Consider the following 24,154-nt stretch of genomic DNA (forward strand, 5'->3'; position numbering starts at 1 on the left):
AATTATCATTATGAACAAACTGCTTCAGGCATGGCCGGCACTCCTGTGTGCCTCCGCTGGCGCGGCCGATCTTCCCCCTGTGGAGAAGGCTCGCAGCGACGACACCATCATTGTCACCGGGCAACGGGTACAACAGAAACTCTCCGATGTTTCCGGCTCCATTACCGTCATCACCCAGGAAGAGCTGGACCGTCAGGTCGCCAGCGAGCTGACTCATGTGTTTCGCAAGATCCCCGGTGTCTCGGTCACCGGCTCTGCCGGGCGACCGCAAAACATCAGCGTGCGCGGCATCGGTGGCAACCGTATCCTGCTGATCAAGGATGGGGTACGCGTCAGCGACGGCTTTGGCGCCGACAACATCAATGACAAGGTGGGTCGCTTCAACTTCGACCTTGATGACATCAAGCAGATTGAGGTGGCCAAGGGGGCCGGCTCCTCCCTGCATGGCTCCGATGCCATCGGCGGCACCGTGGTGATGAATACCAAGCAGCCGGAAGATTATCTGCAACAGCAAGATAGCTATCTGGCGGCCAAGACTCTCTACGGTGGCGACAGCAACAAGAAGAAGCTCAGCATGACCGGCGCGGTGCGGGCACTGGAGAGCGAACATCTGTTGCGCCTCTCCGGCTGGCGTGGCAACGAAACCGCCAACTTTGAAGAGAACCGCATTCCGGCGGATCTGGATGGCATGAGCGCCTCCACCAGCAGCCGCCTCCCCCTCAATGCCCATCACGCTCTGCGGCTGGAGCTGGACTACTACGAGGATCACGCCAAACGCCAGATGGGCCCAAAGGCGGTGCCCCAACCCGATGGCAGCTGGGATGTGGTCGGTTTTCAGGAAGATGGCGATCAGCGCACCCAAGGCGGCAAGTTCAGTTGGGAAGCCAACGATCTGGGCATGGTCGATACCCTCAACTGGAGCCTGTTTGGCAACCAGTCACGCAACGAAGCCAACCAGCGCCAGCTGCTGCGCAACGATGCCCTGAGCGGCTATCCCAGATATCGCAGCCAGCGCACCCTCTCCACGTTCGAGGAGCTGCGCCTTGGCAGTGAGCTGGAGTTGCAGAGCAAGCTGAGCACCGGCTCGCTGGATCACACCTTCAGCTACGGTGTGGAAGTGGAGCAGGCCAACCACGAGCGACCGGTCAGCAATCTGACCCTGGAAGATGGCATCACCACCCAGGGACAGAAAGCCCCCTTCAGCAAGGCCGAGACCCGCCGCGATGGCATCTGGCTGAGCGATGTGATCGATCTGGGCAACTGGCAGTTTACCCCGACCCTGCGCTTTGACCGCCAGCGCCTGCGCGCACCGGACAGCAATCTGGCCGAGAACCACAGCGACCACATCTCCCCCAGTGTGGCGGCCAGTTACCGCTTCAACGAGACATGGCGCAGCTGGCTCAGCTATGCCAACGGCTTCCGCGCCCCCGCTTACGATCAGGTTTACGGCAACATTCCCCACTACTTTGCCATGCCGCCATTCGAGATCATTGCCAACCCCAACCTCAAGGAGGAGACCAGCCACAGTCTGGAGTGGGGAGTGAATGGCCAAAGCGACAACTGGAGCGTCAAACCGGCCGTTTTCTACAACCGCTACTACAACTTCATCGACTGGCGCCAGACCGGTTTTCGCCTCGATGACGGTGTCTTCCTGCGCCAATATCGCAACGTTGCCAAAGCAGAAACCTGGGGCGCCGAGCTGGCCGCCAGCCTCTGGCTGAGCGACGAGTGGGAGCTTTCGACCAATCTGGCCTGGATGGATGGCAAAGATCACCGCGGTGAGCCGCTGCGCACCCAGACACCGCTGGAAGGCAACACCACCCTGCGCTGGCAACAGCTCGACTGGGGGGTTGAGCTCAGTGGCAACTATGCCGCCGCCATGACCAAGGTGCCCCAGTGCGCCAATGCGCAGACTGGCTACAACGGTGCCTGCCAGAGCAGCGCAGGCTGGTTCAGCCTGGATCTCACCGGCGACTGGCAGATCACCGAGGAGCTCAAGGTCAATGCCACCATCGGCAACCTGCTCGATACCCGCTACGTCCGCTATCAGGATGTGGCCGGACTTCCGGCTGGCAGCGACACCTCCCTCTACAGCCAGAGCGGCCGCTACCTGTCAGCCAGCCTCAGTTACCGTTTCGTGGGGATGTGATGAAGCATCATGCAATCATGGCGGCCCTGTTGGCCGCCCCGTTGGCGTGGGCGCAAGAGGCCCTGCCACCGCCGATCCCGTCCCAATCGCACCTGATTTCAGGCAATCCCGTACGCCAGGATCCCTACTTCTGGTTGCGGGACGAGAGCCGCAGCAACCCGGCCATTCTCGCCCTGCTCAAGCAGCAAAATCGCTGGAGCGAGCAGCAACTCGCCGCGCAGCAGCCGCTGGAAGCAACCTTGCGCGCCGAGTTTGCCCGCCATCCGGCGGGGGAACCCGTGCCATACAACTGGCTTGTCCGCGGCGATCAGGCATGGCAGCTGCGCCCGGATGGCTCACTCTGGCAACGCCACGGGGACAAGGTGCAGCAACGGCTTCCCGCCAGAGCGGGTGAGGGCTATTACGAAGCGGGCGGCTGGGCACTGAGCCCGGATAACCGCACACTGGCCATCGCCGAAGACAGGCGCGGCGATCTCGACTATCAGGTCACCCTGCTCGATCTCCAAAGCGGCAAGGCGCTGGCCAGTTTGGCACAGCGCAGCGCTGATCTCGTCTGGTCACAAGATGGTCGCACCCTCTACACCATCGCCAACGAGCGCTACACCCTGCGCCCCTGGCAGCTGCGCGGCTGGCAGGATGGCCAGGAGCAGACTGTCTATGAGGAGCAGGATCCCGCCTGGCTGCTCAGCCTCTATCGCACCACGGATGGCCAGCATCTGGTGTTGCAGGGCAACAACCACGACAGCTCGGAGCAGTACCTGCTCGACTCGGGCAAGCCGCAGCAGGTCAAACCCCGCCAGCGCGGGGTGGAATACTATATGGACAGTCAATCCGGCTGGGTGATCAAGAGCAACCGAGAGGGGGCGTTTGCCCTCTACTCAGCCAGCACGCCGCTCGGTGAGTGGCAGCGCCTGTGGCCCGCCAAAGGGGAGGATCTCGGCGATCCCGAGAAGTGGCGACTGTTCGATCGCCATCTGGGGGTGCAGTTTCGCCAGCAGGGGGAGGATTGGCTCGCCCTGCTCGATCGCAACGGCCATGAACGCAAGCGCCTGCCGCTGGCCAGTGGCGCCGGTACCGGCTGGCTGCAAGGAGAACATGACCCGGCCAGCGACCGCATTCTGGTGCGCAGTCAGGGCTTGAGTCAGCCCCCCGGCCAGCGCTGGCTGGATTTGACCAGCGGCCAGTGGATCAACGACCAGCACACCGCAGGCAATAAAGTATTGCCCTATCAGAGCGAGCGGCGCTGGATCACCTCTGCCGATGGCACTCGGGTGCCTGTCTCGCTGGTGTGGCGCAAGGATATGGCCCCTCGCGCCGTACTGCTCTACGGCTATGGCGCCTATGGCACGCCGATGCGCCCCTACTACCAGAAAGAGCTGTTAAGCCTGCTGGATCGGGGCTTTGTCTACGCCATCGCCCATGTGCGCGGCGGCGGCATGCTGGGGGAGCAGTGGACCCGCGACGGACGGGGCATCCACAAGCAGAACGGCATCAGCGACTTTATCGCCGCAGGTAGCGTCCTGCGCCACTGGTCGCCCGACTCTGCTCCCCTGCCCCTGTTTGCCATGGGGGGCAGCGCGGGGGGCACGCTGGTTGCTGCGGCCCTCAACCAGCAACCGACACTCTTTAGCGGCGCCGTGTTGCAGGTTCCCTTCGTCGATATGCTCGGCACCATGAGCGATCCTGCCCTCCCCTTGACCCGTCAGGAGTATCAGGAGTGGGGCAACCCGGCCAAGCCCGCAGAGTATCAGGCGATGCGCCGCATCAGCCCCTACGACAACCTGCACCGCGCCCCCTACCCGCCCCTGCTGGTCACTACCGCCCTGCACGACAGCCAGGTGCCCTACTGGGAGCCGGTCAAGTGGCTGGCCCGCCTGCGGGAGCACAGCACGGGCTCCGGCCCCTACCTGCTGCTGACCGAACTGGAGGGTGGCCACCGCGCCGGTGGTGGCGATCGGGCTCGTGAATTTGCCTTCTTGTTGCATCTGGCGGGGATCAATCAATGACCCTGCCGCTGATTGGGAGTACCACTATGAAACCCCTGTTGCCCGCCCTCTTGCTGGGGCTGGCTGGCTTTTCCACTCAGGCCGCCGAACTGCGTTTTGTCGAACAGGACGCCCCGGCCGATACCCGCCTCTGGCTCGAACAGCAGCTCGGCGTCACCCTGAGTGATGCCCCGGCCTACCAGCGCCAAGGCAAGCTGGGCCACTATCTTCACTATCGCCAGCAGCTCAATGGCGCACCGATCGCCGGCCTGATGGCCGCAGTCAGTCTCGATGAGCAGGGTCGCCCGTGGCGCCTTTATCACAATACCCGGCTGATGCAGGCACAGGCGGCTCCATGTGATGAAGCAAGCCGCGCCGGGGTGGATGCCTATACCGCCACGCTGGATAGTACGGTGTGGCAATTCGCTGGCAGTGACGAAGCCCAGCCCTGGTACTGGCAGGATGGCGACACCCTGACTGCGGCCTGGCGTCTGCTGGCGGTGGAAAGCCAGCCGGGCAACAGCAAGAGCAGCCACTGGCAACTGTTTGTCACCTGCGATGGCAGCGCCCTGCTGGGGCGCACGCTGCAAGAGGCCAACACCCGTGCTGAAGCAGTCCCGCTGGCAGGGGAAGCGGCCACGGTGCAGGCCCGCATCTTTGCCCTCGACCCACGCACTCAGCTGCAAGATGGCAATTTGCTGTGGCGCCACGATCTGGTGCTGGACAACCGGGCCTATCGCACCGTCCCGCTCACGGTACAAAAGGTGGATGACACCTACCAGCTGAGTGGCCCACGCGCCCGGGTCGTGGATGGCACGGAGCCGGAAACTGCCCCCTTTAGCAGCCCTGATGCCGATGGCTTCCAGCTGGATCACCAGCAGCCCGCCTTCCTCGATATCAATGGCTACTACCATCTGGATCTGGCCCAGCGCCATGTGGAATCCCTTGGCTACCCGACGCTGATGGGCGGCCCCCTGGCCATCGATACCGATGCCGGGGAGCAGGACAACTCCCTCTATGACCCCTTCCTGCGCCGGTTGGAAATTGGCCGGATAGGGGTGCCCGACGCGGAAGATCCCATGGTGATCTGGCACGAATTTGGCCATGCGGTGCAGCACCATATCCTGCCCGACATGGGAGAAGAGGGGGACTGGGGCGCCATCGGCGAGGGCTTTAGCGACTATCTGGCCGCCAGCTGGCGCCAGCGCAGTCCCGAAGCCCGCCAGTTCGAGCCTTTCATGGTCTTCAACTGGGATGCCAGGATCAGCGGCCGGACACCCCGTCAGCTCGATGATCTGCGGGCGCGCTATCATCCGGGCTTCCTCTATCCGGCTCACCTCACCATCAACGGCAGCAACGGCGACCAGCTGTGGGGCACCCCGCTCTTCACCGCGCTGCGCCAGGCCGTTGAACAGTATGGCGAGGTAGCCCGTGACGAGTTCGATACCCTGCTGATTGAATCCCACTTCGGCCTCGGCCCTCAGGTGCGGATGCCCCAGCTGGCGCGGGTCACCGTGGATACCGCCAACCGCCTCTATCCGGACCGCAGCTATGGCAAGCTGCTGGAGCAGGCCTTCCGCCACCACGCCCTGCTGCCAACGCCCATCGCGGCCCGCCTTGCCGATGACAGCTACCTGTTGCCCGGGGAGAAAAAGAGCCTCGCCATCGAATTGACCAACCAGAGCGGCCGCCCCCTGACCGTGGCTGACGCCAGCCTGCTCCCGAGCAAGGGGGTCATGGGTGACGGTCACTGGCAGGGAGAGCTCAACGCCGATGGCACCGCCCGCTGGACCCTGCCGCTGGAAGCGGCGAGCAACCTGACCTGTGGCGAGGCAGTCACCTTGCCGCTGCAGTTCCAGCTCACACTGCCCAGCCCCACCGAGCGCCAGACCCGCCTTGACCTGCAACTGCCGATCGGTGAACCGCTCTGGCAGCGGGCCATCGGCCAGGGTGGCCAGATCAAGGATGCGGTGAGCGATGAGCGGCACGGCCTGTCCCGCTTCACTCTCACCCTGCCCGAGAGCAAGGCCCGCATCGACAGCGGATTCGTGGTCGCCCTCGATCTGGAGCACAGCAAGCTGGAGCAGCTGGAGATCTGGCTCACCTCCCCTTACGGCACCCGGATCAGCCTGTGGAACAAGGGCTACGCCAGCCATACCCGGCTTAAGGGGGAGTTTCCCCGTGAACTGGTACCGTTCGAATCGCTGGACAAGCTGCACGGCGAACCGCTCGCTGGCCGCTGGCTGCTGGAGATCAACGACACCAGCGCCGGTGACACCGGTCAGTTGCGCAACTGGCGGGTAGCCCAGCAAGTCGGCGCCCGCTGCGACAAGGATGAAGCCCTGCCCAACACCGGCATCATTCCCCTTGAGCAGGATGAAGGGGGGGGCGGCACGGCTTCCCCCCTGCTGCTGTTGCTGGCCCTCTGGCCCCGCCTCTGGCGCCGGAGCACCCCGCGCCGTTGAATCCTGCACCACGGGGGTTACCGCCCCCGTGAACCTGTGACCGAATCAAGGAATGTGAAGTGAAACCATCCGTACTGGTTATTGCAACCCTCTCAGCCCTGCTCACCGCCTGTGGCGGCGGGGAAGATAACGCACCACTGGCGATCCCGGACTACCGGGTCGATGTCGCTCTGCCGACCGCCGGTACCCTGTGCGCCGATCTGGATCAGAACTGGCAATGTGATCCCGCCGATCCTGCCGTCAGCGGCGAAGGAGTTGTGGCCCTGGTCAGCCGTTCGGCCAACATCGTCAACTCGCCCCTGCTGTTCGTACCGAGGAGCGGAGACCTGCTGCTGGCACATCCGGCCGCCAAAGGGGATTCACAACGGCTGCAACCGACCCTGCTCAGCACCCTGTGGCAGAGCCGCATTGCCGAAGGGGTGGCCGCCGATCGCGCACTGACGCAGCTGCTGGCCGATCTCGCCCCGCTGCAACCGGGCAGCGACCGCGTGGCCCTCGCAGGTCTCGGCCAGTTTGATCAGGCCCTGCAACAGGTGGCGATCAACTTGCAGCAACAGGCCCGCACACGCCTTGCCACCGCCAAGGAGACCCAGTTGCTCACCACCAGCTATCGCGCCATCAGCCTGATGCTGGCGCAATTGGCTCAGGAGTGGCAGCGCAACGGCCAGTTTGCCGAAGAGACCCAAAGCGAGCTGCTGACCTTGCTGGTGCAGCAGCAGCCACGCAACTTGCTGACCGTCACCGGCGTCACCACCTTCAGCGATGGCAACGATCCGCTGCTGGAACAGGAGCCCGCCGACTATCCGGGACAAGATGCCAGCTGGAATCGCACTCGTCCCCAGCTTGCCTATCGCAAACTCGATGATCGCGGTCAGGCGCTCCCTGACAACGCGCCGAGCTGGCAGTGCGTCAAGGATCTCAATACCGGTCTGGTGTGGGAGGTCAAATCGGATGATCCCTTGAGTCCTGACTGGAAAAGCAGACCCTTTGCCTATGAGGATGAGCAGTTCAAGGCGACCGCAGGCGAGCAGCAAGAGGCCTACCAGCATATTCATAAGAGGATCGAACAGCTCACCGCCGAAGGAGATCTGGCGGCCCTCGCCCGGGCACAGGCGCTGACCACCATGCTGACCACCCGCGCGTATCAGCAGTGGCTCAATGGCGAGCAGCGCTGCGGCATCAGCCAGTGGCGGCTGCCCACCATGGGTGAGCTGATGTCACTGATGCACTACGGTAGCCTGGCCAAGGACCCGCTGGGTCAGCGCATCATCGTGGACACCCGTTACTTCCCGGATATCGCCCCCTCGGAAGATGACACCTACCATGGCTACTACTGGAGCGCCACCAGCAACACCGCCCAGCGCTTCTCCGGTGGCCCCATCAGCAAACGCACAGTCCTGCTCTTGGGAGAAGATGCGGGCACCACCTATCCCGCGCGGGTGCAGCAAGATGAATATATCGAGCTGATGCAAGTACGACTGGTCGCTACTCCCCAATAATCCGAGGAATATCATGAGCCTTTATCGCTTTTCGTTCGCCATGCTGGCACTGCTGGCCCCCCTGGCCCACGGTGCTGCCATTTGTGATGACACCATGGATCGCACCGCCCCCTCTGCCCGTTTTCTTGACCATGGCAACGGCACCGTCACGGATCAACACACCGGCCTCACCTGGATGCGATGCAAACTGGGGCAGACATGGAGTGGCAGCAGTTGCCTGGGTGAACCGACCGTTTACTACTGGCAGCAGGGGCTGCAAGTGGCGGAGCGGATCCGCAGTGACAGCAGCCATGCTCTCTATCACTTCGGCGGTATCAGCCAGTGGCGCCTGCCCGACATCAAGGAGCTGGCAACCCTGGTCGAGCATGCCTGCTACAAGCCCTCTCTCAATGAAGCCATTTTCCCGCGCGCCATGGCGGGGGGCGGTAAAGAGGTCAATGAGGGCTATGTCTATCTGATGAGCAGCACGGTAACCTCCGCCAATGGTCAGCGGGCGTATCTGGATATCACCTCGGGAGATATCGGTCTTCGCTCCATTGGCGCCTACCCGGATCAGGTCTTGCTAGTCGCCAATAAACCCTGACCGCCCCACGCTCGAAACCGGAACGCGATGACAGGAGAGGCTTGAAAGCCTCTCTTTTTATTGCTCTTGCCACCCCCTATCTCACCCGCCATCACGCTCTTCTCCCACCTGTGCCCCCTGCCCGCGATACCGACCTGATCCGGCTTCGCCCGCGGCATTTACCCCTTTCAGGTGATAACGAGGAGCAGCTCTCTGCGCTTTACAGGCCTTTCCCGCCCGCCATAACCAACAAAAAAGTGCGCTTCTTAACAAAATTTAATTACCGATTAACCGATTAATAATTAACCCGTAAAAATGACATGTAAATCAGTGCGAAAGTGTCATAATGCGTAACATTATTGTTAAGTCGCTTGATTAATTTGGTTAGGAAAAACCTCTATGTTTGCTGATATTTCTGCTCAACATTGGGCTTTTACCATTTATGTCATCGGTGCCATCACCATCTGTCTGGTGATGATAGGCCTCGCCGCCCTGCTGGGAGGTCGTGCCTACGGCCGTACCAAGAACAAGCCATTTGAATCTGGTGTCGACTCGGTCGGCAGTGCCCGCCTGCGTTTTTCCGCCAAGTTCTATCTGGTCGCCATGTTCTTCGTCATCTTCGACGTCGAGGCCCTTTACCTGTTCGCCTGGTCTGTCTCCGTGCGGGAGAGCGGCTGGGTCGGCTTTATTGAAGCCACCATTTTCATCGGACTGCTGCTTATCGGCCTGATCTACCTCTGGCGCATCGGCGCACTGGACTGGTCACCGCGCAAACCGCCGTTGAACAACAAAAACAGTGATTGAACCACAGACCCTTTCCTTGAGGTTGCACCATGAAGTACACCCTGACCCGGATTGACCCGGATGCACCCGTTGAGCGCTACCCCCAGGAGCAGCGCCAGACCGTCGATGACCCACTGGCGCAAGAAGCGACGCGCGGCATCATGATGGGCCGCCTCGAGGAGGTGCTGCAAGACACAGTCAACTGGGGCCGCAAAAACTCCCTCTGGCCTTACAACTTCGGCATCTCCTGCTGCTACGTGGAGATGTGTACCGCCTTCACCTCCCCCCACGATGTGGCCCGCTTCGGCGCCGAAGTTATCCGCGCTTCGCCCCGTCAGGCAGATTTCATGGTGATTGCAGGGACCCCCTTCATCAAGATGGCGCCAGTCATCCAGCGCCTGTATGAACAGTTGCTCGAACCCAAGTGGGTGATCTCCATGGGGGCTTGTGCCAACTCCGGCGGCATGTATGACATTTATTCCGTGGTGCAGGGAGTGGACAAGTTCCTGCCGGTCGACGTCTACATTCCGGGTTGCCCGCCCCGTCCCGAAGCCTTTTTGCAAGCCCTGATGCTGCTGCAGGACTCCATCGGCAAAGAGCGCCGCCCCCTCTCCTGGGTGGTGGGCGATCAGGGGATCTACCGTCCCCAGATGCAGGCCGAAAAAGAGCGCAAGCGCGGCGAACGGATCAATGTGACCAACCTGCGCACGCCGGATGAGATCTGACCATGAAACTGACTCGTGATTTTCCCAGCAATTACGCCATGGCCCAGTGGCAGCCCAGCGACCACAAGGATGCCAAAGTCATTGGCGAACTGTTTGCCCACTTCGGGGCCGAGCACTTCACCGTGCAGACCACGCGCACCGGCGTGCCGGTGGTCTGGCTTCCCCGCGAACTGCTGCAGGATGTGATGGGCTTTTTGCGCAAGGTGCCCTCCCCGTTTGTGATGCTGTTTGATCTCAGCGCCACTGATGAGCGGCTACGCAGCCATCGCGACGGTCTGCCCCAGAGCGATTTCACCGTCTTCTATCACCTCATCTCCATCGACCGTAACGCCGATGTGATGTTGAAAGTGGCGCTGGCCGAAAGTGACCTGCATCTGCCCACCATCACCAACCACTTCCCCAATGCCAACTGGTACGAGCGGGAAGTGTGGGATCTGATGGGCATCACCTTCGATGGCCACCCCCATCTGACCCGCATCATGATGCCCAAGAGCTGGCAGGGTCACCCGCTGCGCAAGGATTACCCGGCGCGCGCCACCGAATTCGATCCCTTCATGCTCGATGCCGCCAAACAGGACATGGAGCAGGAGAACCTGCTGTTCAAACCGGAAGAGTGGGGGCTGGCCCGCGGCAACGAGAATGAGGACTACATGTTCCTCAACCTCGGCCCCAACCACCCCTCTGCCCACGGCGCCTTCCGGTTGGTGTTGCAGCTCGATGGCGAGGAGATCCGCAACTGCGTGCCCGACATCGGCTACCACCATCGTGGTGCCGAGAAGATGGGCGAGCGCCAGTCCTGGCACAGCTACATCCCCTATACCGACCGGGTCGAGTATCTGGGCGGGGTGATGAACAACCTCCCCTATGTGTTGGCGGTCGAGAAGCTGGCTGGCATCAAGGTGCCGCAGCGGGTCGACATGATCCGGGTGATGATGGCAGAGCTGTTCCGCATCCAGAGCCACCTCTTGTTCCTCGGTACCTATATCCAGGACGTGGGGGCCATGACCCCGGTCTTCTTCACCTTCACCGACCGGCAGAAGATCTACACCATCATCGAAGCGATCACCGGTGCCCGCATGCACCCGGCCTGGTTCCGTATCGGCGGTGTGGCTCACGACCTGCCGAAGGGATGGCAACGGCTGGTTCAGGACAACCTGCTGAGCTGGCTGCCCAAGCGGCTGATGGATTACGAAAAAGCGGCGATGCGCAACAGCATACTGCGCGGTCGAACCATAGGCGTCTCTGCCTACACCACCGAGCAGGCGTTGTCCTGGGGCACCACGGGGGCCGGATTGCGCGCCACCGGCCTCAACTTCGACATACGCAAGTGGCGCCCCTACTCCGGTTACGATCAGTTCGACTTTGAAGTGCCGGTCGGCAGCAATGGCGATGCCTACGACAGAGCCACCGTGCGGATCGAGGAGATCCGCCAGAGCATGTCGATCATCGAGCAGTGCATGAAGAACATGCCGGAAGGCCCCTTCAAGGCGGATCACCCCCTCACCACCCCGCCGCCCAAAGAGCGCACCCTGCAGCACATCGAGACCCTGATCAACCACTTCCTGCAAGTGTCTTGGGGCCCGGTGATGCCCGCTGCCGAGTCGTTCCAGATGATTGAGGCGACCAAGGGGGTCAACAGTTACTACCTGACCAGCGATGGCTCCACCATGAGCTACCGGACCCGGATCCGCACCCCGAGCTTTGCTCACCTGCAGCAGATCCCCTCGGTGATCAAGGGCAGCATGGTGTCGGACCTCATCGTCTATCTGGGCAGTATCGATTTTGTTATGTCGGATGTGGACCGTTAAGTGATCCGCCCTCCCGGCCATGGCCGGGAATTGGGATCGCCGGACGAGCAGTAAAAGGACAAGCCACCAAAGGTCAAGTCATGAGCCAGCAATGTCAGTGTCACAATAATCAGACCCCACAGGGGCAAGGGGCATGCAGCAGCAAACAGGACGACTTCGTTCTGAGCCAGGCTGAACGCGATGCCATCGAACACGAGAAACACCACTACGAAGATCCCCGCGCCGCCAGCATCGAAGCGCTCAAGATCGTGCAGCAGGCCAGAGGCTGGGTACCCGACGGCGCCATTCACGCCATCGCGGCCGAGCTCGGCATTCCCGCCAGCGACGTGGAGGGGGTCGCCACCTTCTATAGCCAGATCTTCCGCCAGCCGGTGGGGCGTCACATCATCCGCGTCTGCGACAGCATGGTCTGCTACATCAATGGCCATGAAGATCTGCTGGCCGGTCTCAAGGAGGTGATGAACCTCGGCCCCGGTCAAACCACCCCGGATGGCCGCTTCACCCTGCTGCCGGTCTGCTGCCTTGGCAACTGCGACAAGGGGCCAGCCATCATGATCGATGACGACACCTATGGCGGCCTCGATCCGGTGACCTTGCTGAAAACCCTGGAGGCTTACCCATGAGCCTGCCGCAAAACAAGATCCTCGCCTCTCTTGGCACCGCCAATCGCACCCCGCGAGCCCCCGAGACCCACCCGCTCACCTGGCGGCTGCGGGATGACGGCCAGCCGGTGTGGCTGGAGGAGTATCAGGCCAAACAGGGCTATGAAGCCGCCCGCAAGGCGCTCGGCCAGATGAGCCCGGACGAGATTGTCAGCACCGTCAAGGATGCCGGTCTCAAGGGGCGTGGCGGCGCGGGCTTCCCCACGGGTGTGAAGTGGGGGCTGATGCCCAAAGACGAGAGCATGAACATCCGTTACCTGCTCTGCAACGCCGACGAGATGGAACCCAACACCTGGAAAGATCGCCTGCTGATGGAGCAACTGCCCCATCTGCTGATCGAGGGGATGATCATCAGTGCCCGGGCGCTCAAGGCCTATCGCGGCTATATCTTCCTGCGCGGCGAATACGTTGATGCCGCCATCCACCTGCGCCGCGCGGTGGAAGAGGCCAAGGCCGCCGGTCTGCTGGGCAAGAACATTCTGGGCTCCGGTTTTGACTTCGAGCTGTTCGTCCACACCGGCGCCGGCCGCTACATCTGTGGTGAAGAGACGGCGTTGATCAATTCGCTGGAAGGGCGCCGCGCCAATCCGCGTGCCAAACCCCCCTTCCCCGCCGTCTCAGGTGTCTGGGGCAAACCCACCTGCGTCAACAACGTCGAAACCCTCTGCAACGTCCCCGCCATTATCGGCAACGGGGTCGCCTGGTATCACGGGCTGGCGCTGCCGGGCTCGGAAGATCACGGCACCAAGCTGATGGGCTTCTCCGGCAAGGTGAGCAACCCCGGGGTCTGGGAGCTGCCCTTTGGCATCACCGCCCGCGAGCTGTTTGAAAATTACGCCGGCGGCATGAAGAGCGGCTATCGCCTGAAAGCCTGGCAACCGGGCGGCGCGGGCACCGGCTTCCTGCTGCCGGAGCACCTCGATGCCCAGATGTATACCGCTGGTATCGGCAAGGTCGGCACCCGGATGGGGACTGGCCTCGCCATGGCGGTGGATGACTCCATCAGCATGGTCTCTCTGCTGCGCAACATGGAGGAGTTCTTCGCCCGCGAGTCGTGCGGCTGGTGCACGCCCTGTCGCGACGGCCTGCCCTGGAGCGTCAAGCTGCTGCGGGCACTGGAGCGTGGCGAAGGGCAATCCGGCGATCTGGCGACTCTGGAGCAACTCTGCGGTTTCCTTGGCCCGGGCAAGACCTTCTGCGCCCACGCGCCGGGCGCCGTCGAGCCGCTGGCCAGCGCCATCAAATATTTCCGCTCCGAATTCGAGGCCGGGATCAAAGGCAGCGGTGATAACCGCAAGCCGGTCAAAGGGATCCAGCCCAATCTGCTGGGCGAGCGCTGGTAACGACACCACAGATTTCACAAAACAGGTTTCAGGGAAGTTGTATGGCAACCATTTATGTAGACGGCAAAGAGTACGAGGTAGACGGAGCAGATAACCTGCTGCAAGCCTGTCTGTCGCTGGGTCTGGACGTCCCCTATTTCTGCTGGCATCCGGCGCTGGGTAGCGTTGGCGCCTGCCGCCAGTGTGCGGTCAAACAATATCAGAATGCCGATGACAAGCGCGGCCGTCTGGTCATGTCCTGCATGACCCCGGCCACTGATGGCAGCTACATCGCCATTGAGGATGAAGAGGCTAAAGAATTTCGCAAGAGCGTGGTGGAGTGGCTGATGACCAACCACCCCCACGACTGCCCGGTGTGTGAAGAGGGCGGCGCCTGCCACCTGCAGGATATGACGGTGATGACCGGCCACAACAGCCGTCGCTACCGCTTCACTAAACGCACCCACCAGAATCAGGAGCTGGGCCCCTTCATCGGTCACGAGATGAACCGCTGCATCGCCTGCTACCGCTGCGTCCGTTACTACAAGGATTATGCCGGTGGCGAGGATCTCGGGGTCTATGGTGCCCACGACAACGTCTATTTCGGGCGGGTCGAGGATGGCACCCTGGAGAGTGAATTTTCCGGCAACCTGGTGGAGGTCTGCCCCACCGGCGTCTTCACCGACAAGACTCACTCCGAGCGTTACAACCGCAAGTGGGACATGCAGTTTGCCCCCAGCATCTGCCAGCAATGCTCCGTGGGCTGCAACATCAGTCCGGGCGAGCGTTATGGCGAGCTGCGCCGCATCGAAAACCGCTTCCACGGCAGCGTCAACCACTACTTCCTCTGTGACCGTGGCCGCTTTGGCTATGGCTACGTCAATCTGGCGGACCGTCCGAGCCAGCCGCTGCTCAAAGATGGCAACGACCAGCTGACCATCACGGTGGATGGCGCCCTCAACCGCGCCGCCGATGCGCTGCGCACCGCCCGCGGCCTCATCGGCATCGGCTCGCCCCGCGCCTCGCTGGAGAGCAACTTTGCCCTGCGCGAGCTGGTGGGTGAAGCCAACTTCTACGCAGGCGTCGAGCAGGCCGAGTGGGCCTGTCAGCTGAAGATGCAGCAGATCCTGCAACAGGGCGGCGTGCCGACCCCGAGCCTGCGGGACATGGAAGAGGCCGACGCCATTCTGGTGCTCGGCGAAGATGTCACCATGAGCGCCGCCCGTATCGCGTTGGCGCTGCGCCAAGCCGTCAAGGGCAAGGCTCGCGAGCTGGCTCGCAAGATGAAGGTGGATCTGTGGCAAGTCGCCGCCGTTCAGACCCTGGGTCAGAACGAGCGCTACCCCCTGCTCATTACCAGCCTCGACACCACCCGTCTGGACGATGTGGCGGCCGACAAGCTGCACGCCCCCTATGCCGATCAGGCGCGCATTGGCTTTGCCATCGCCAACCTGCTCGACCCAGCCGCACCAGCCGTGGCCGATCTCGGCCCCGAACAGCAGGCACAAGCGACTCGCTGGGCCGAGCTGCTCGGCAACGCCAGGAAGCCGCTCATCATTGCAGGCTCCAGTGCCCGCGATGTGGCGCTGCTTGAGGCGGCCAGCAACATTGCCCGCGCCCTGAAAGGCCGAGCTCAGGAGGTAAGCATCGCGCTGGTTGGCCAGGAGGCCAACTCGCTGGGTCTGGCCATGCTGGGCGCTCAAACCTTGTCAGACAAGCCACTCGAAGCCGCCCTTGCGCGTATCGAGTCAGAAGAGGGGTTGGCGCTGGTCACCCTGGAGAACGATCTCTACCGCCGCGCGCCGCGCAACCGGGTGGATGCTGCTCTGGCACGGCTGCAGCACCTGCTGGTCATCGACCATCAGGCGACCCCGACCGCCAACAAGGCTGATCTGGTGCTGCCAGCGGCCAGTTTTGCCGAAGCCGATGGCACCTTGGTCAATATGGAAGGGCGCGCCCAGCGCTTCTTCCAGGTCTATGCACCCGCCTTCTACAACGCCGATATTCAGGTGCGTGAAGGGTGGCGCTGGCTGGCGGCGCTGCAAGGGGCGATCGAACGCAAGCCGCTGCGCTGGCAGAACTTCGACCAGGTCAACCATGACTGCGCCACCAGCAATCCGCTGCTGGCTACCATGCTGGAAGCGGCGCCCAACTCAGGCTTGCGGATCCGTGGCATGCGGTTGGCCCGCGAGCCGCATCGTTACAGCGGTCGCACCTCCATGCTGGCGGATCAGAACGTCAGCGAGCCGCGGGTAGCGCAAGATCCCGACTCCCCCTTCAACTTCTCCATGGAAGGGTATGCCGGAGCCCGTCAGCCGCTGCCGCAAGTACCGTTCGCCTGGGCGCCGGGCTGGAACTCTCCCTCCGCCTGGAACAAGTTCCAGGATGAAGTGGGTGGCAAACTGCGTGCTGGCGATCCGGGTCGCCGTCTGCTGGAAGCAACAGACCCGCAGGCAGAAGGCAAGGAGCTGCTCGGCTGGTTCACCACCATCCCCGCCCCCTTCAAGGCCGCAGAGGCGCTGCAAGTGGTCAATTATGCCCAGCTGTTTGGCGGCGAGGAGCTCTCCGCTCGCAGCCCGGTCATTCAGGCCCGGATGAACGAACCCGAGCTGGTATTGAATCCAGCAGATGCGCAGCGTCTGGCCCTCCACGGGGGCAGTCAGGTCTCCTTCTCCTGGGGCGGTAGCCACTGGCAACTGCGTCTGCGGCTTAGCGAGCAGCTGAGCGCCGGTCTGGTGGGGCTCCCCCTTGGGGTGAACGGCCTGCCGACGGCCCTGCAACAAGCCTCAATCACTAACCTGCAGGAGGTGATCGCATGAGCGAGTCGCTGATCGATCTGTTGCTGGAGGTGGGCAAGGCACTGATCGTGCTGGTGGGGATCGTAGGGGCTGGCGCCTTCATGAGCTTCATCGAGCGTCGTCTGCTGGCCCTGTGGCAGGATCGCTACGGCCCCAACCGGGTGGGGCCGTTTGGTCTGCTCCAGCTGGCCGCCGACATGATCAAGATGTTCTTCAAGGAGGACTGGATCCCGCCGTTCGCCGATCGGCGGATCTTTATCCTGGCCCCCATCATCGCCTTCACTGCCTTTATTCTGGCGTTTGCGGTGGTGCCCATCACCCCCACCTGGGGCGTGGCGGATCTCAATGTGGGGCTGCTCTACATCCTGGCCATCGCGGGGCTGGCGGTCTATGCGGTACTGTTCGCCGGCTGGTCGAGCAACAACAAATACTCATTGCTCGGCAGCTTGCGCGCCTCGGCTCAGACCCTCTCCTACGAGGTGTTTCTCGGGCTCTCCCTGATGGGGATTGTGATCCAGACCGGCAGTTTCAACCTGCGGGATATCGTCGAGGCACAGGCAGACTTGTGGAACGTGGTGCCCCAGATCCTGGGCTTTGTCACCTTCCTGTTTGCCGGTGTCGCCGTCACCCACCGTCACCCGTTCGATCAGCCAGAAGCCGAGCAGGAGCTCGCCGACGGCTATCACATCGAGTATGCGGGGATGAAGTGGGGTCTCTTCTTCGTGGGCGAATATATCGGCATCGTGCTGATCTCCTCGCTCATCGTGACCCTCTTCTTCGGTGGCTGGCACGGTCCCTGGTTGCCCCCCTTCATCTGGTTTGCCCTGAAGACCGCCTGTTTCATGGTGTTCTTCATCCTGCTGCGGGCTTCCCTGCCTCGCCCGCGCTTTGACCAGGTAATGTCGTTTGGCTGGAAAGTCTGCTTGCCGCTGACCCTGATCAATATGCTGATCACCGCGGCAGTTGTACTGATAAGTACGCAGTGAGGCACTCATTATGAAAATTTTTAGCATTATTCAGGGTGTCGGCACCCAGTTACGCAGTCTGGCCATGGTCTTCTCCCATGCCTGGCGGCCCCGTGAAACCCTCAACTATCCGGAGCAGGCAGTCTATGCGGCCCCCCGCTACCGCGGTCGCATCGTGCTGACCCGCGACCCCGACGGGGACGAGCGCTGCGTGGCCTGCAACCTCTGCGCAGTTGCCTGCCCGGTCGGCTGCATCTCGCTGCAAAAATCCGAGCGGGAAGATGGTCGCTGGTATCCGGAGTTCTTTCGCATCAACTTCTCTCGCTGCATCTTCTGCGGCCTGTGTGAAGAGGCCTGCCCCACCACCGCCATCCAGCTGACGCCGGATTTCGAAATGGGTGAGTATCGCCGCCAGGATCTGGTGTACGAGAAGGAAGATCTGCTGATCAGCGGGCCCGGCAAATACCCGGACTACAACTTCTATCGCATGAGCGGGATGGCCATCGACGGCAAGCCGAAAGGGGATGCCGAAAACGAAGCCAAGCCCATCGATGTCAAGAGCCTGCTGCCCTGAGGAGTCAATCATGGAACTGGCATTTTATGCCTCGGCCCTGGTGGCCATTTACAGCACGCTGCGGGTGATCAGCACCAGCAATCCCATGCATGCGCTGCTCAATCTCATCATCTCCCTCATCGCCGTGGCCATGATCTTCTTCTGCCTGGGTGCCGCCTTTGCGGGCGCCCTGCAGGTGATCGTCTACGCCGGCGCCATCATGGTGCTGTTCGTGTTCGTGGTGATGATGCTGAACCTGGGGAGTGCCCAGGCGCAGGAGAAAAAGTGGCTCACCCCCATGACCTGGGGAGGGCCTGCCCTGCTCTCGCTGATCCTGCTGGGCTTTCTGGCCCACGGCATTCTCGGAGTGACCGGGGGCCTGATCGGGGTGACCGAGGTGACCGCCAAGCAGGTGGGTGTCGAGCTCTTTGGCCCCTATGTGCTGGCGGTGGAGCTTGCCTCCATCCTGCTGCTGGCGGGTCTGGTAACCGCCTATCACCTGGGGCGGGAAGAGAAGAGCGGTGAAGTGCTCTCCGTCCCGCGCTCTGCTTCCCGCTCTGCACAAGAAGGAGGTCAGCAATGAATGGAATCCCTATGGAGCACGGCCTCCTGCTGGCCGCGGTGCTCTTCTGCATCGGCTTGTGCGGTCTGCTGATCCGCCGCAACCTGCTCTACATCCTGATGAGTATCGAGATCATGATGAATGCCTCGGCACTGGCGTTTGTGGTGGCGGGTAGCCGCTGGGCCCAGGCCGATGGCCAGATCATGTATATCCTGGTGATTTCTCTGGCGGCAGCGGAGGCCAGTATCGGCCTTGCCCTGTTACTGCTGCTCTATCGTCGTTACCACACCCTGAACGTGGACACTGTGAGCGAGATGCGCGGATGAGCCTCTTATATCTGACTTTTCTATTTCCGCTGCTGGGATGGCTGGTGCTGGCCTTCTCCCTCGGCCGGTTTGGCGAGCGTACCTCTGCAATGATCGGGGTGGGCTCCATTGGCCTGTCGGCCCTCACTACCCTGTGGGTGGGCATCGACTTTCTGGGCAACCCGCCTGAGGGTGGCGTCTATATCCAGCGCCTGTGGCAATGGATGGCGGTGGGCAACTTTACCCCGAGCTTCTCGCTGGCACTGGATGGCCTGTCGCTGACCATGCTGGGGGTGGTGACCGGGGTGGGTTTCTTTATCCACCTGTTCGCCTCCTGGTATATGCGCGGGGAAGAGGGTTACTCCCGCTTCTTCACCTACACCAACCTCTTTATCGCCAGCATGCTGTTTCTGGTACTGGCCGATGACCTGCTGTTTGTCTACCTCGGCTGGGAAGGGGTAGGGCTGTGCAGCTATCTGCTGATCGGCTTCTACTACAAGGATCGCAAGAACGGAGCGGCGGCCCTCAAGGCATTTGTCGTGACCCGGGTGGGTGATGTCTTCCTCGCCATCGGCCTGTTTATCCTCTATCGGGAGCTGGGCACCCTCAATATCCACGAGCTGCTGGTTCGTGCTCCCACCCTGTTTGCCGAGGGCTCCCCTGCCCTGTCACTGGCCTGCCTGATGCTCTTGGGTGGTGCGGTCGGCAAATCGGCCCAGTTGCCTCTGCAAACCTGGCTGGCGGATGCGATGGCAGGCCCGACCCCGGTCTCTGCGCTGATCCACGCCGCCACCATGGTGACCGCCGGTGTCTACCTGATTGCCCGTACCCACGGCCTGTTCCTGCTGGCGCCAGAGATCCTCCATCTGGTCGGGCAGGTTGGCGCCATCACGCTAGTGCTGGCAGGCTTTGCCGCGCTGGTTCAGACCGATATCAAGCGGATCCTCGCCTACTCCACCATGAGCCAGATTGGCTACATGTTTCTGGCACTGGGTGTCGGCGCATGGGAAGGGGCCATCTTCCACCTGATGACCCACGCCTTCTTCAAGGCGCTGCTGTTCCTCTCCGCCGGTGCCGTTATCGTCGCGACACACCACGAGCAGAACATCTTCAAGATGGGCGGCCTGCGCAAGAGTCTGCCGCTGGTCTATGCCTGCTTCCTGGTGGGGGGCTCGGCGCTGGCCGCGCTGCCGCTGGTCACTTCCGGTTTCTACAGTAAGGACGCCATCCTGTGGCAAGTAGAAACCTCTGGCCAAAGCGCGCTGCTGTGGGCAGGTCTGGTGGGGGCATTCCTCACCTCGCTCTACACCTTCCGGCTGATCTTTATCGCCTTCCATGGCAAAGAGCAGACCAAAGCCCATGCGGGCCACGGTCTGGCTCACCATCTGCCGCTGCTGGTGCTGCTGGTGCTTTCTACCGGCATCGGCGCGCTGATCACCCCGCCACTGGCAGGTGTACTGCCCGCAGGCCCGGGGGACCATATCGAAGAGGGTCGCCATGCACTGGAGGTAGCCTCTGGCATCATTGCCATTGCTGGCATCGCGCTGGCCGCGTTTCTGTTCCTTGGTGAGCGCCGTCTGGCCACCTCCATTGCCAACAGCGCGCCGGGCCGCCTGCTCAGCACCCTCTGGTTCAACGCCTGGGGCTTTGACTGGCTCTATGACCAGTTGTGGGTCAAACCCTATCTGCTGGCGACCCGTCTGGTCGGGCAGGATCCGCTGGACTGGATGATGGGCCTGCCCGCCTGGCTTGCCCTGCGTGGCAACCAGCTGCTGGCCTGGACCGTGACCGGCAAGTTGCGCTGGTATGCCGCCTCCATGGGGATCGGCGCCGTGCTGGTGCTGGCGCTGTTGCTGCTGGGATAACGCGATGAACAACACGAAGATCGTACAGCCGGGCTGTTTGCTCTCCCTGATGGAACAGGGAGCGCAATCTCATATGAACTTGAACGAGAGCTGATAACGTGACCTTACTCTGGATCTTGCTAATTCCTTTTATCGGCGGCTTGCTCTGCTGGCAGATGGAGCGTCTCGGCGGGCAGTTTGTCCGCTGGGTAGCCCTGCTCTCCATGAGCGCCAGCCTGCTGCTCTCCTGTGCCATCTGGCTAAGTGGAGACTTCTCCCTTGCCACCACGGGCCTCGACAGCGCGGGCGTCTCCGGTGCTGCCTCCGCCTGGGCCGCCGAGTGGCGCCTGCCGTGGATCCCCCGCTTCGGCATCTCTTTGCATCTGGCTGTGGATGGCCTGTCGCTCTTGATGGTGATCCTCACCTGCTTTATCGGGGTGCTGGCCATTCTCTGTTCGTGGAAAGAGATCGTGCTGCGCATCGGCTTCTTCCACCTCAACCTGCTCTGGATCCTGGGCGGCGTGCTCGGGGTCTTTATGGCGCTGGACCTGTTTCTCTTCTTCTTTTTCTGGGAGATGATGCTGGTCCCCATGTACTTCCTGATTGCGCTCTGGGGCCACTCGGTCACTGACGGCAAATCACGGATCAACGCCGCGACCAAGTTCTTCATCTACACCCAGGTGAGCGGCCTTATCATGCTGGTGGCCATCATCGGGCTGGTGCTGACCCACCAGCATGCCACCGGAGTCTTCACCTTCAACTATCTGGAGCTGCTCAATACACCGATGAGCAAGGGCGTTCAGTGGCTGCTGATGCTGGGATTCTTTATCGCCTTCGCGGTCAAGATGCCGCTGGTACCGCTGCACGGCTGGCTGCCGGATGCCCACAGTCAGGCGCCGACCGCAGGTTCGGTGGATCTCGCCGGTATTTTGCTGAAAACCGCCGCCTACGGTCTGCTGCGCTTTGCCTTGCCGCTCTTCCCCGAAGCATCCGCCGAGTTTGCTCCCTACGCCATGGTGCTTGGCCTGATCGGGATCGTCTACGGTGCCATCGTGGCCTTTGCCCAGACCGACATCAAACGGCTGGTAGCCTACACCAGCATCTCCCACATGGGCTTTGTGATGATCGCCATCTACTCGGGTAGCGAGCTGGCCCTGCAGGGCGCCGTGGTGCAGATGATCGCCCACGGTCTCTCCGCTGCCGGCCTCTTTATCCTCTGCGGTCAGCTCTACGAGCGGTTGCACACCCGGGATCTGCGCCAGATGGGCGGCCTGTGGGGACGCCTGCGCTATTTGCCCGGCGTGATGCTGTTCTTCTCGGTAGCGTCGCTCGGCATGCCGGGCACCGGCAACTTTGTCGGCGAGTTCCTGATCCTGGTCGGCAGCTTCCAGGTTGCCCCGGTTATCACGGCAGTTGCCACCTTCGGTCTGGTGCTGGCCTCGGTCTACTCCCTTATCATGTTGCAGCGCGCCTGCTTTGGCCCCGCCAAGGATGAGAGCATGCTCAAGGGACTGGATCGCCGCGAGCTGACCATGATGATGGTGATCGCGGGCCTGCTGGTTCTGCTTGGCCTCTATCCCCAACCCGTGATTGACACCGCCAGCAGCAGCCTTATCAACGTGCTGCACTGGTATCTGCTGCCGACTGCTGGAGCCCTGCAATGACTTTCTCCGCTTCCCAACTGCTGGCACTGCTTCCCCTGCTGTTGACCACCGGGGCCATGGCTGCCCTGATGCTGGCCATCGCCTGGCGCCGCTGTGTCACCACCGCCTTTACCGTGACCATTGTTGGCCTCAACCTTGCTCTGTTCTCGCTGCCCATCGTGATGGCGCAAGGGGATCAGGGCGTCACCCCGCTGCTGCAAGTGGACAGTTACGCCGTCTTCTACATGGGGCTGGTACTGATCGGCGCCCTGGCCACCTGTACCTTCGGCCAGTCGTGGCTGAAAGCCTATCCGGATAACCGGGAGGAGTTCTTCCTGCTGCTGCTGATCGCCACCGCAGGTGGTCTGGTGCTGGCCTGCTCCCGTCACCTCGCCTCTCTCTTTATCGGGATCGAGATGCTGACCCTGCCGATGTTCGGTCTGGTGGGTTACGCCTACCGCGAGCGCCACTCGCTGGAAGCCGCGGTGAAATACATGGTGCTCTCTGCCGCCGCCACCGCCTTCCTGCTGTTTGGCATGGCGCTGCTCTATGCACAGGCAGGCAGCCTGAGCTTTGCTGCCCTGGGGCAGACCCTGGCCGAGAGCCCGGCTCACCACCCGCTGCTGATGGGCGGTTTGGGGTTAATGCTGGTCGGCTTTGCCTTTAAATTGTCGCTGGCCCCCTTCCACCTCTGGACCCCGGATGTCTACGAAGGTGCCCCGGCACCGGTCGCCACCTTCCTCGCCACCGTCAGCAAGGTGGCGGTCTTTGCCGTGCTGCTGCGCTTCTATCTGGCGGTACCGGCGGCGAGCGATCCCATGATCCACTGGCTGCTGGCAGCCATGGCGGTCATATCCATTCTGGTCGGCAACCTGCTGGCCCTGGTGCAGACCAACGTCAAACGGATGCTGGGTTACTCCTCCATCTCCCACTTCGGTTACCTGCTGGCGGTGATCGTGGCGAGCCGATTCGGCCAGATGCCGGTGGAAGCAGCCGGGGTCTACCTGCTGATGTATCTGTTCACCAGCCTGGGTGCCTTTGGGGTGGTGAGCATGATGTCGAGTCCCTATCGCGGCAAGGATGCCGACTCCCTGCACAGCTATCGCGGTCTGTTCTGGAAGCGCCCCTATCTGACTGCCGTACTGACGGTGATGATGTTGTCACTCGCGGGCATCCCGATGACCCTCGGCTTTATCGGCAAGTTCTACCTCATCGGCGTCACCGTCGAGGCGCAGCTCTGGTGGCTCTCCGGTGCCATCGTGCTCGGCAGCGCACTGGGTCTCTACTACTACCTCAAGGTGATGGTGACCCTCTATCTGCGCGAACCGGGTATGCAGCAGCGCGATGCCAGCGCCGACTGGGCGCTCTCTTCCGGTGGTGTGGTGGTGCTGCTCTCTGCAGTGCTGGTAGTGTTGCTGGGGCTCTATCCCCAGCCGGTCATCAGCCTGGTACAAGGGTTCCAGCACGTGGTCTTGCAGTAACCTTTACCGTCGCTACCCCTCATTACCCGCAAAACCGGCAGCC

19 protein-coding genes are annotated in these 24,154 nt (G+C 62.2%); all 19 read left to right on the forward strand.

All coding sequences use genetic code 11. The features are described 5' to 3' along the window. The first annotated feature begins 10 nt into the window (after positions 1-10). Complete coding sequence (locus OKC31_RS00045) at positions 11-2,149, forward strand: TonB-dependent hemoglobin/transferrin/lactoferrin family receptor (RefSeq protein WP_270655860.1); 2,139 nt, start codon at positions 11-13, stop codon at positions 2,147-2,149. Next, complete coding sequence (locus OKC31_RS00050) at positions 2,149-4,155, forward strand: prolyl oligopeptidase family serine peptidase (RefSeq protein ID WP_270655861.1); 2,007 nt, start codon at positions 2,149-2,151, stop codon at positions 4,153-4,155. The genes OKC31_RS00045 and OKC31_RS00050 overlap by 1 nt, the downstream gene beginning before the upstream one ends. Further along, positions 4,152-6,599, forward strand: coding sequence for a proprotein convertase P-domain-containing protein (locus tag OKC31_RS00055; protein WP_270655862.1), 2,448 nt, complete (start codon positions 4,152-4,154; stop codon positions 6,597-6,599). The genes OKC31_RS00050 and OKC31_RS00055 overlap by 4 nt, the downstream gene beginning before the upstream one ends. A gap of 59 nt (positions 6,600-6,658) precedes the next feature. Next, complete coding sequence (locus OKC31_RS00060; protein ID WP_270655864.1) at positions 6,659-8,098, forward strand: Lcl C-terminal domain-containing protein; 1,440 nt, start codon at positions 6,659-6,661, stop codon at positions 8,096-8,098. A 13-nt stretch (positions 8,099-8,111) separates the two neighbouring features. Next, complete coding sequence (locus OKC31_RS00065; protein ID WP_005351118.1) at positions 8,112-8,681, forward strand: Lcl C-terminal domain-containing protein; 570 nt, start codon at positions 8,112-8,114, stop codon at positions 8,679-8,681. 41 nt (positions 8,682-8,722) lie between these two features. After that, a complete protein-coding gene (locus OKC31_RS00070; protein WP_152564689.1) occupies positions 8,723-8,959 on the forward strand; it encodes a hypothetical protein in 237 nt (78 codons plus the stop codon). A 100-nt stretch (positions 8,960-9,059) separates the two neighbouring features. Continuing rightward, entirely contained in the window at positions 9,060-9,464 is a 405-nt protein-coding gene (locus OKC31_RS00075) for an NADH-quinone oxidoreductase subunit A (RefSeq protein ID WP_270655865.1), read from the forward strand. A 29-nt stretch (positions 9,465-9,493) separates the two neighbouring features. Next, entirely contained in the window at positions 9,494-10,168 is a 675-nt protein-coding gene (locus OKC31_RS00080) for a NuoB/complex I 20 kDa subunit family protein (RefSeq protein ID WP_005344917.1), read from the forward strand. A 2-nt stretch (positions 10,169-10,170) separates the two neighbouring features. Beyond that, on the forward strand, positions 10,171-11,976 hold the full coding sequence (nuoC, locus tag OKC31_RS00085; RefSeq protein ID WP_005337234.1) for an NADH-quinone oxidoreductase subunit C/D: 1,806 nt from the start codon (positions 10,171-10,173) through the stop codon (positions 11,974-11,976). Positions 11,977-12,056: 80 nt separating this feature from the next. Beyond that, entirely contained in the window at positions 12,057-12,599 is a 543-nt protein-coding gene (nuoE, locus tag OKC31_RS00090) for an NADH-quinone oxidoreductase subunit NuoE (RefSeq protein WP_005337236.1), read from the forward strand. Then, positions 12,596-13,981: an NADH-quinone oxidoreductase subunit NuoF gene (gene nuoF, locus OKC31_RS00095; RefSeq protein ID WP_270655867.1), complete on the forward strand. Its 1,386-nt coding sequence runs from the start codon at positions 12,596-12,598 to the stop codon at positions 13,979-13,981. Before nuoE ends, nuoF begins: the two co-directional genes overlap by 4 nt. Positions 13,982-14,022: 41 nt before the next feature. Beyond that, positions 14,023-16,779 carry an NADH-quinone oxidoreductase subunit NuoG gene (gene nuoG, locus OKC31_RS00100; protein ID WP_270655869.1) on the forward strand — a complete coding sequence of 919 codons (2,757 nt, stop codon included), beginning with the start codon at positions 14,023-14,025 and terminating at the stop codon, positions 16,777-16,779. After that, positions 16,776-17,744 (forward strand): NADH-quinone oxidoreductase subunit NuoH, encoded by a 969-nt coding sequence (nuoH, locus tag OKC31_RS00105; RefSeq protein ID WP_042019045.1) that lies wholly within the window; start codon positions 16,776-16,778, stop codon positions 17,742-17,744. Before nuoG ends, nuoH begins: the two co-directional genes overlap by 4 nt. Positions 17,745-17,754: 10 nt before the next feature. After that, a complete protein-coding gene (gene nuoI / locus OKC31_RS00110) occupies positions 17,755-18,297 on the forward strand; it encodes an NADH-quinone oxidoreductase subunit NuoI (protein ID WP_167572562.1) in 543 nt (180 codons plus the stop codon). A gap of 10 nt (positions 18,298-18,307) precedes the next feature. Continuing rightward, positions 18,308-18,859 (forward strand): NADH-quinone oxidoreductase subunit J, encoded by a 552-nt coding sequence (gene nuoJ / locus OKC31_RS00115; protein ID WP_005337246.1) that lies wholly within the window; start codon positions 18,308-18,310, stop codon positions 18,857-18,859. Then, complete coding sequence (gene nuoK / locus OKC31_RS00120; RefSeq protein WP_005337247.1) at positions 18,856-19,164, forward strand: NADH-quinone oxidoreductase subunit NuoK; 309 nt, start codon at positions 18,856-18,858, stop codon at positions 19,162-19,164. Before nuoJ ends, nuoK begins: the two co-directional genes overlap by 4 nt. Then, positions 19,161-21,008: an NADH-quinone oxidoreductase subunit L gene (gene nuoL, locus OKC31_RS00125; RefSeq protein ID WP_270655870.1), complete on the forward strand. Its 1,848-nt coding sequence runs from the start codon at positions 19,161-19,163 to the stop codon at positions 21,006-21,008. Before nuoK ends, nuoL begins: the two co-directional genes overlap by 4 nt. Before the next feature lie 98 nt (positions 21,009-21,106). Next, positions 21,107-22,651 (forward strand): NADH-quinone oxidoreductase subunit M, encoded by a 1,545-nt coding sequence (gene nuoM, locus OKC31_RS00130; protein ID WP_270655871.1) that lies wholly within the window; start codon positions 21,107-21,109, stop codon positions 22,649-22,651. After that, positions 22,648-24,111, forward strand: coding sequence for an NADH-quinone oxidoreductase subunit NuoN (gene nuoN, locus OKC31_RS00135; protein ID WP_075115877.1), 1,464 nt, complete (start codon positions 22,648-22,650; stop codon positions 24,109-24,111). The genes nuoM and nuoN overlap by 4 nt, the downstream gene beginning before the upstream one ends. Positions 24,112-24,154: the final 43 nt, after the last annotated feature.

The organism is Aeromonas sp. Y293-4 (assembly GCF_027705905.1).
In the GTDB taxonomy this organism is placed as follows: domain Bacteria; phylum Pseudomonadota; class Gammaproteobacteria; order Enterobacterales; family Aeromonadaceae; genus Aeromonas; species Aeromonas veronii.

Coding starts and splice junctions, on each gene's coding strand:
- OKC31_RS00045 (WP_270655860.1), top strand. CDS start 11: ATGAACAAACTGCTTCAGGCATGGCCGGCACTCCTGTGTGCCTCCGCT.
- OKC31_RS00050 (WP_270655861.1), top strand. CDS start 2,149: ATGAAGCATCATGCAATCATGGCGGCCCTGTTGGCCGCCCCGTTGGCG.
- OKC31_RS00055 (WP_270655862.1), top strand. CDS start 4,152: ATGACCCTGCCGCTGATTGGGAGTACCACTATGAAACCCCTGTTGCCC.
- OKC31_RS00065 (WP_005351118.1), top strand. CDS start 8,112: ATGAGCCTTTATCGCTTTTCGTTCGCCATGCTGGCACTGCTGGCCCCC.
- OKC31_RS00075 (WP_270655865.1), top strand. CDS start 9,060: ATGTTTGCTGATATTTCTGCTCAACATTGGGCTTTTACCATTTATGTC.
- OKC31_RS00080 (WP_005344917.1), top strand. CDS start 9,494: ATGAAGTACACCCTGACCCGGATTGACCCGGATGCACCCGTTGAGCGC.
- nuoC (WP_005337234.1), top strand. CDS start 10,171: ATGAAACTGACTCGTGATTTTCCCAGCAATTACGCCATGGCCCAGTGG.
- nuoE (WP_005337236.1), top strand. CDS start 12,057: ATGAGCCAGCAATGTCAGTGTCACAATAATCAGACCCCACAGGGGCAA.
- nuoF (WP_270655867.1), top strand. CDS start 12,596: ATGAGCCTGCCGCAAAACAAGATCCTCGCCTCTCTTGGCACCGCCAAT.
- nuoG (WP_270655869.1), top strand. CDS start 14,023: ATGGCAACCATTTATGTAGACGGCAAAGAGTACGAGGTAGACGGAGCA.
- nuoH (WP_042019045.1), top strand. CDS start 16,776: ATGAGCGAGTCGCTGATCGATCTGTTGCTGGAGGTGGGCAAGGCACTG.
- nuoI (WP_167572562.1), top strand. CDS start 17,755: ATGAAAATTTTTAGCATTATTCAGGGTGTCGGCACCCAGTTACGCAGT.
- nuoJ (WP_005337246.1), top strand. CDS start 18,308: ATGGAACTGGCATTTTATGCCTCGGCCCTGGTGGCCATTTACAGCACG.
- nuoK (WP_005337247.1), top strand. CDS start 18,856: ATGAATGGAATCCCTATGGAGCACGGCCTCCTGCTGGCCGCGGTGCTC.
- nuoL (WP_270655870.1), top strand. CDS start 19,161: ATGAGCCTCTTATATCTGACTTTTCTATTTCCGCTGCTGGGATGGCTG.
- nuoN (WP_075115877.1), top strand. CDS start 22,648: ATGACTTTCTCCGCTTCCCAACTGCTGGCACTGCTTCCCCTGCTGTTG.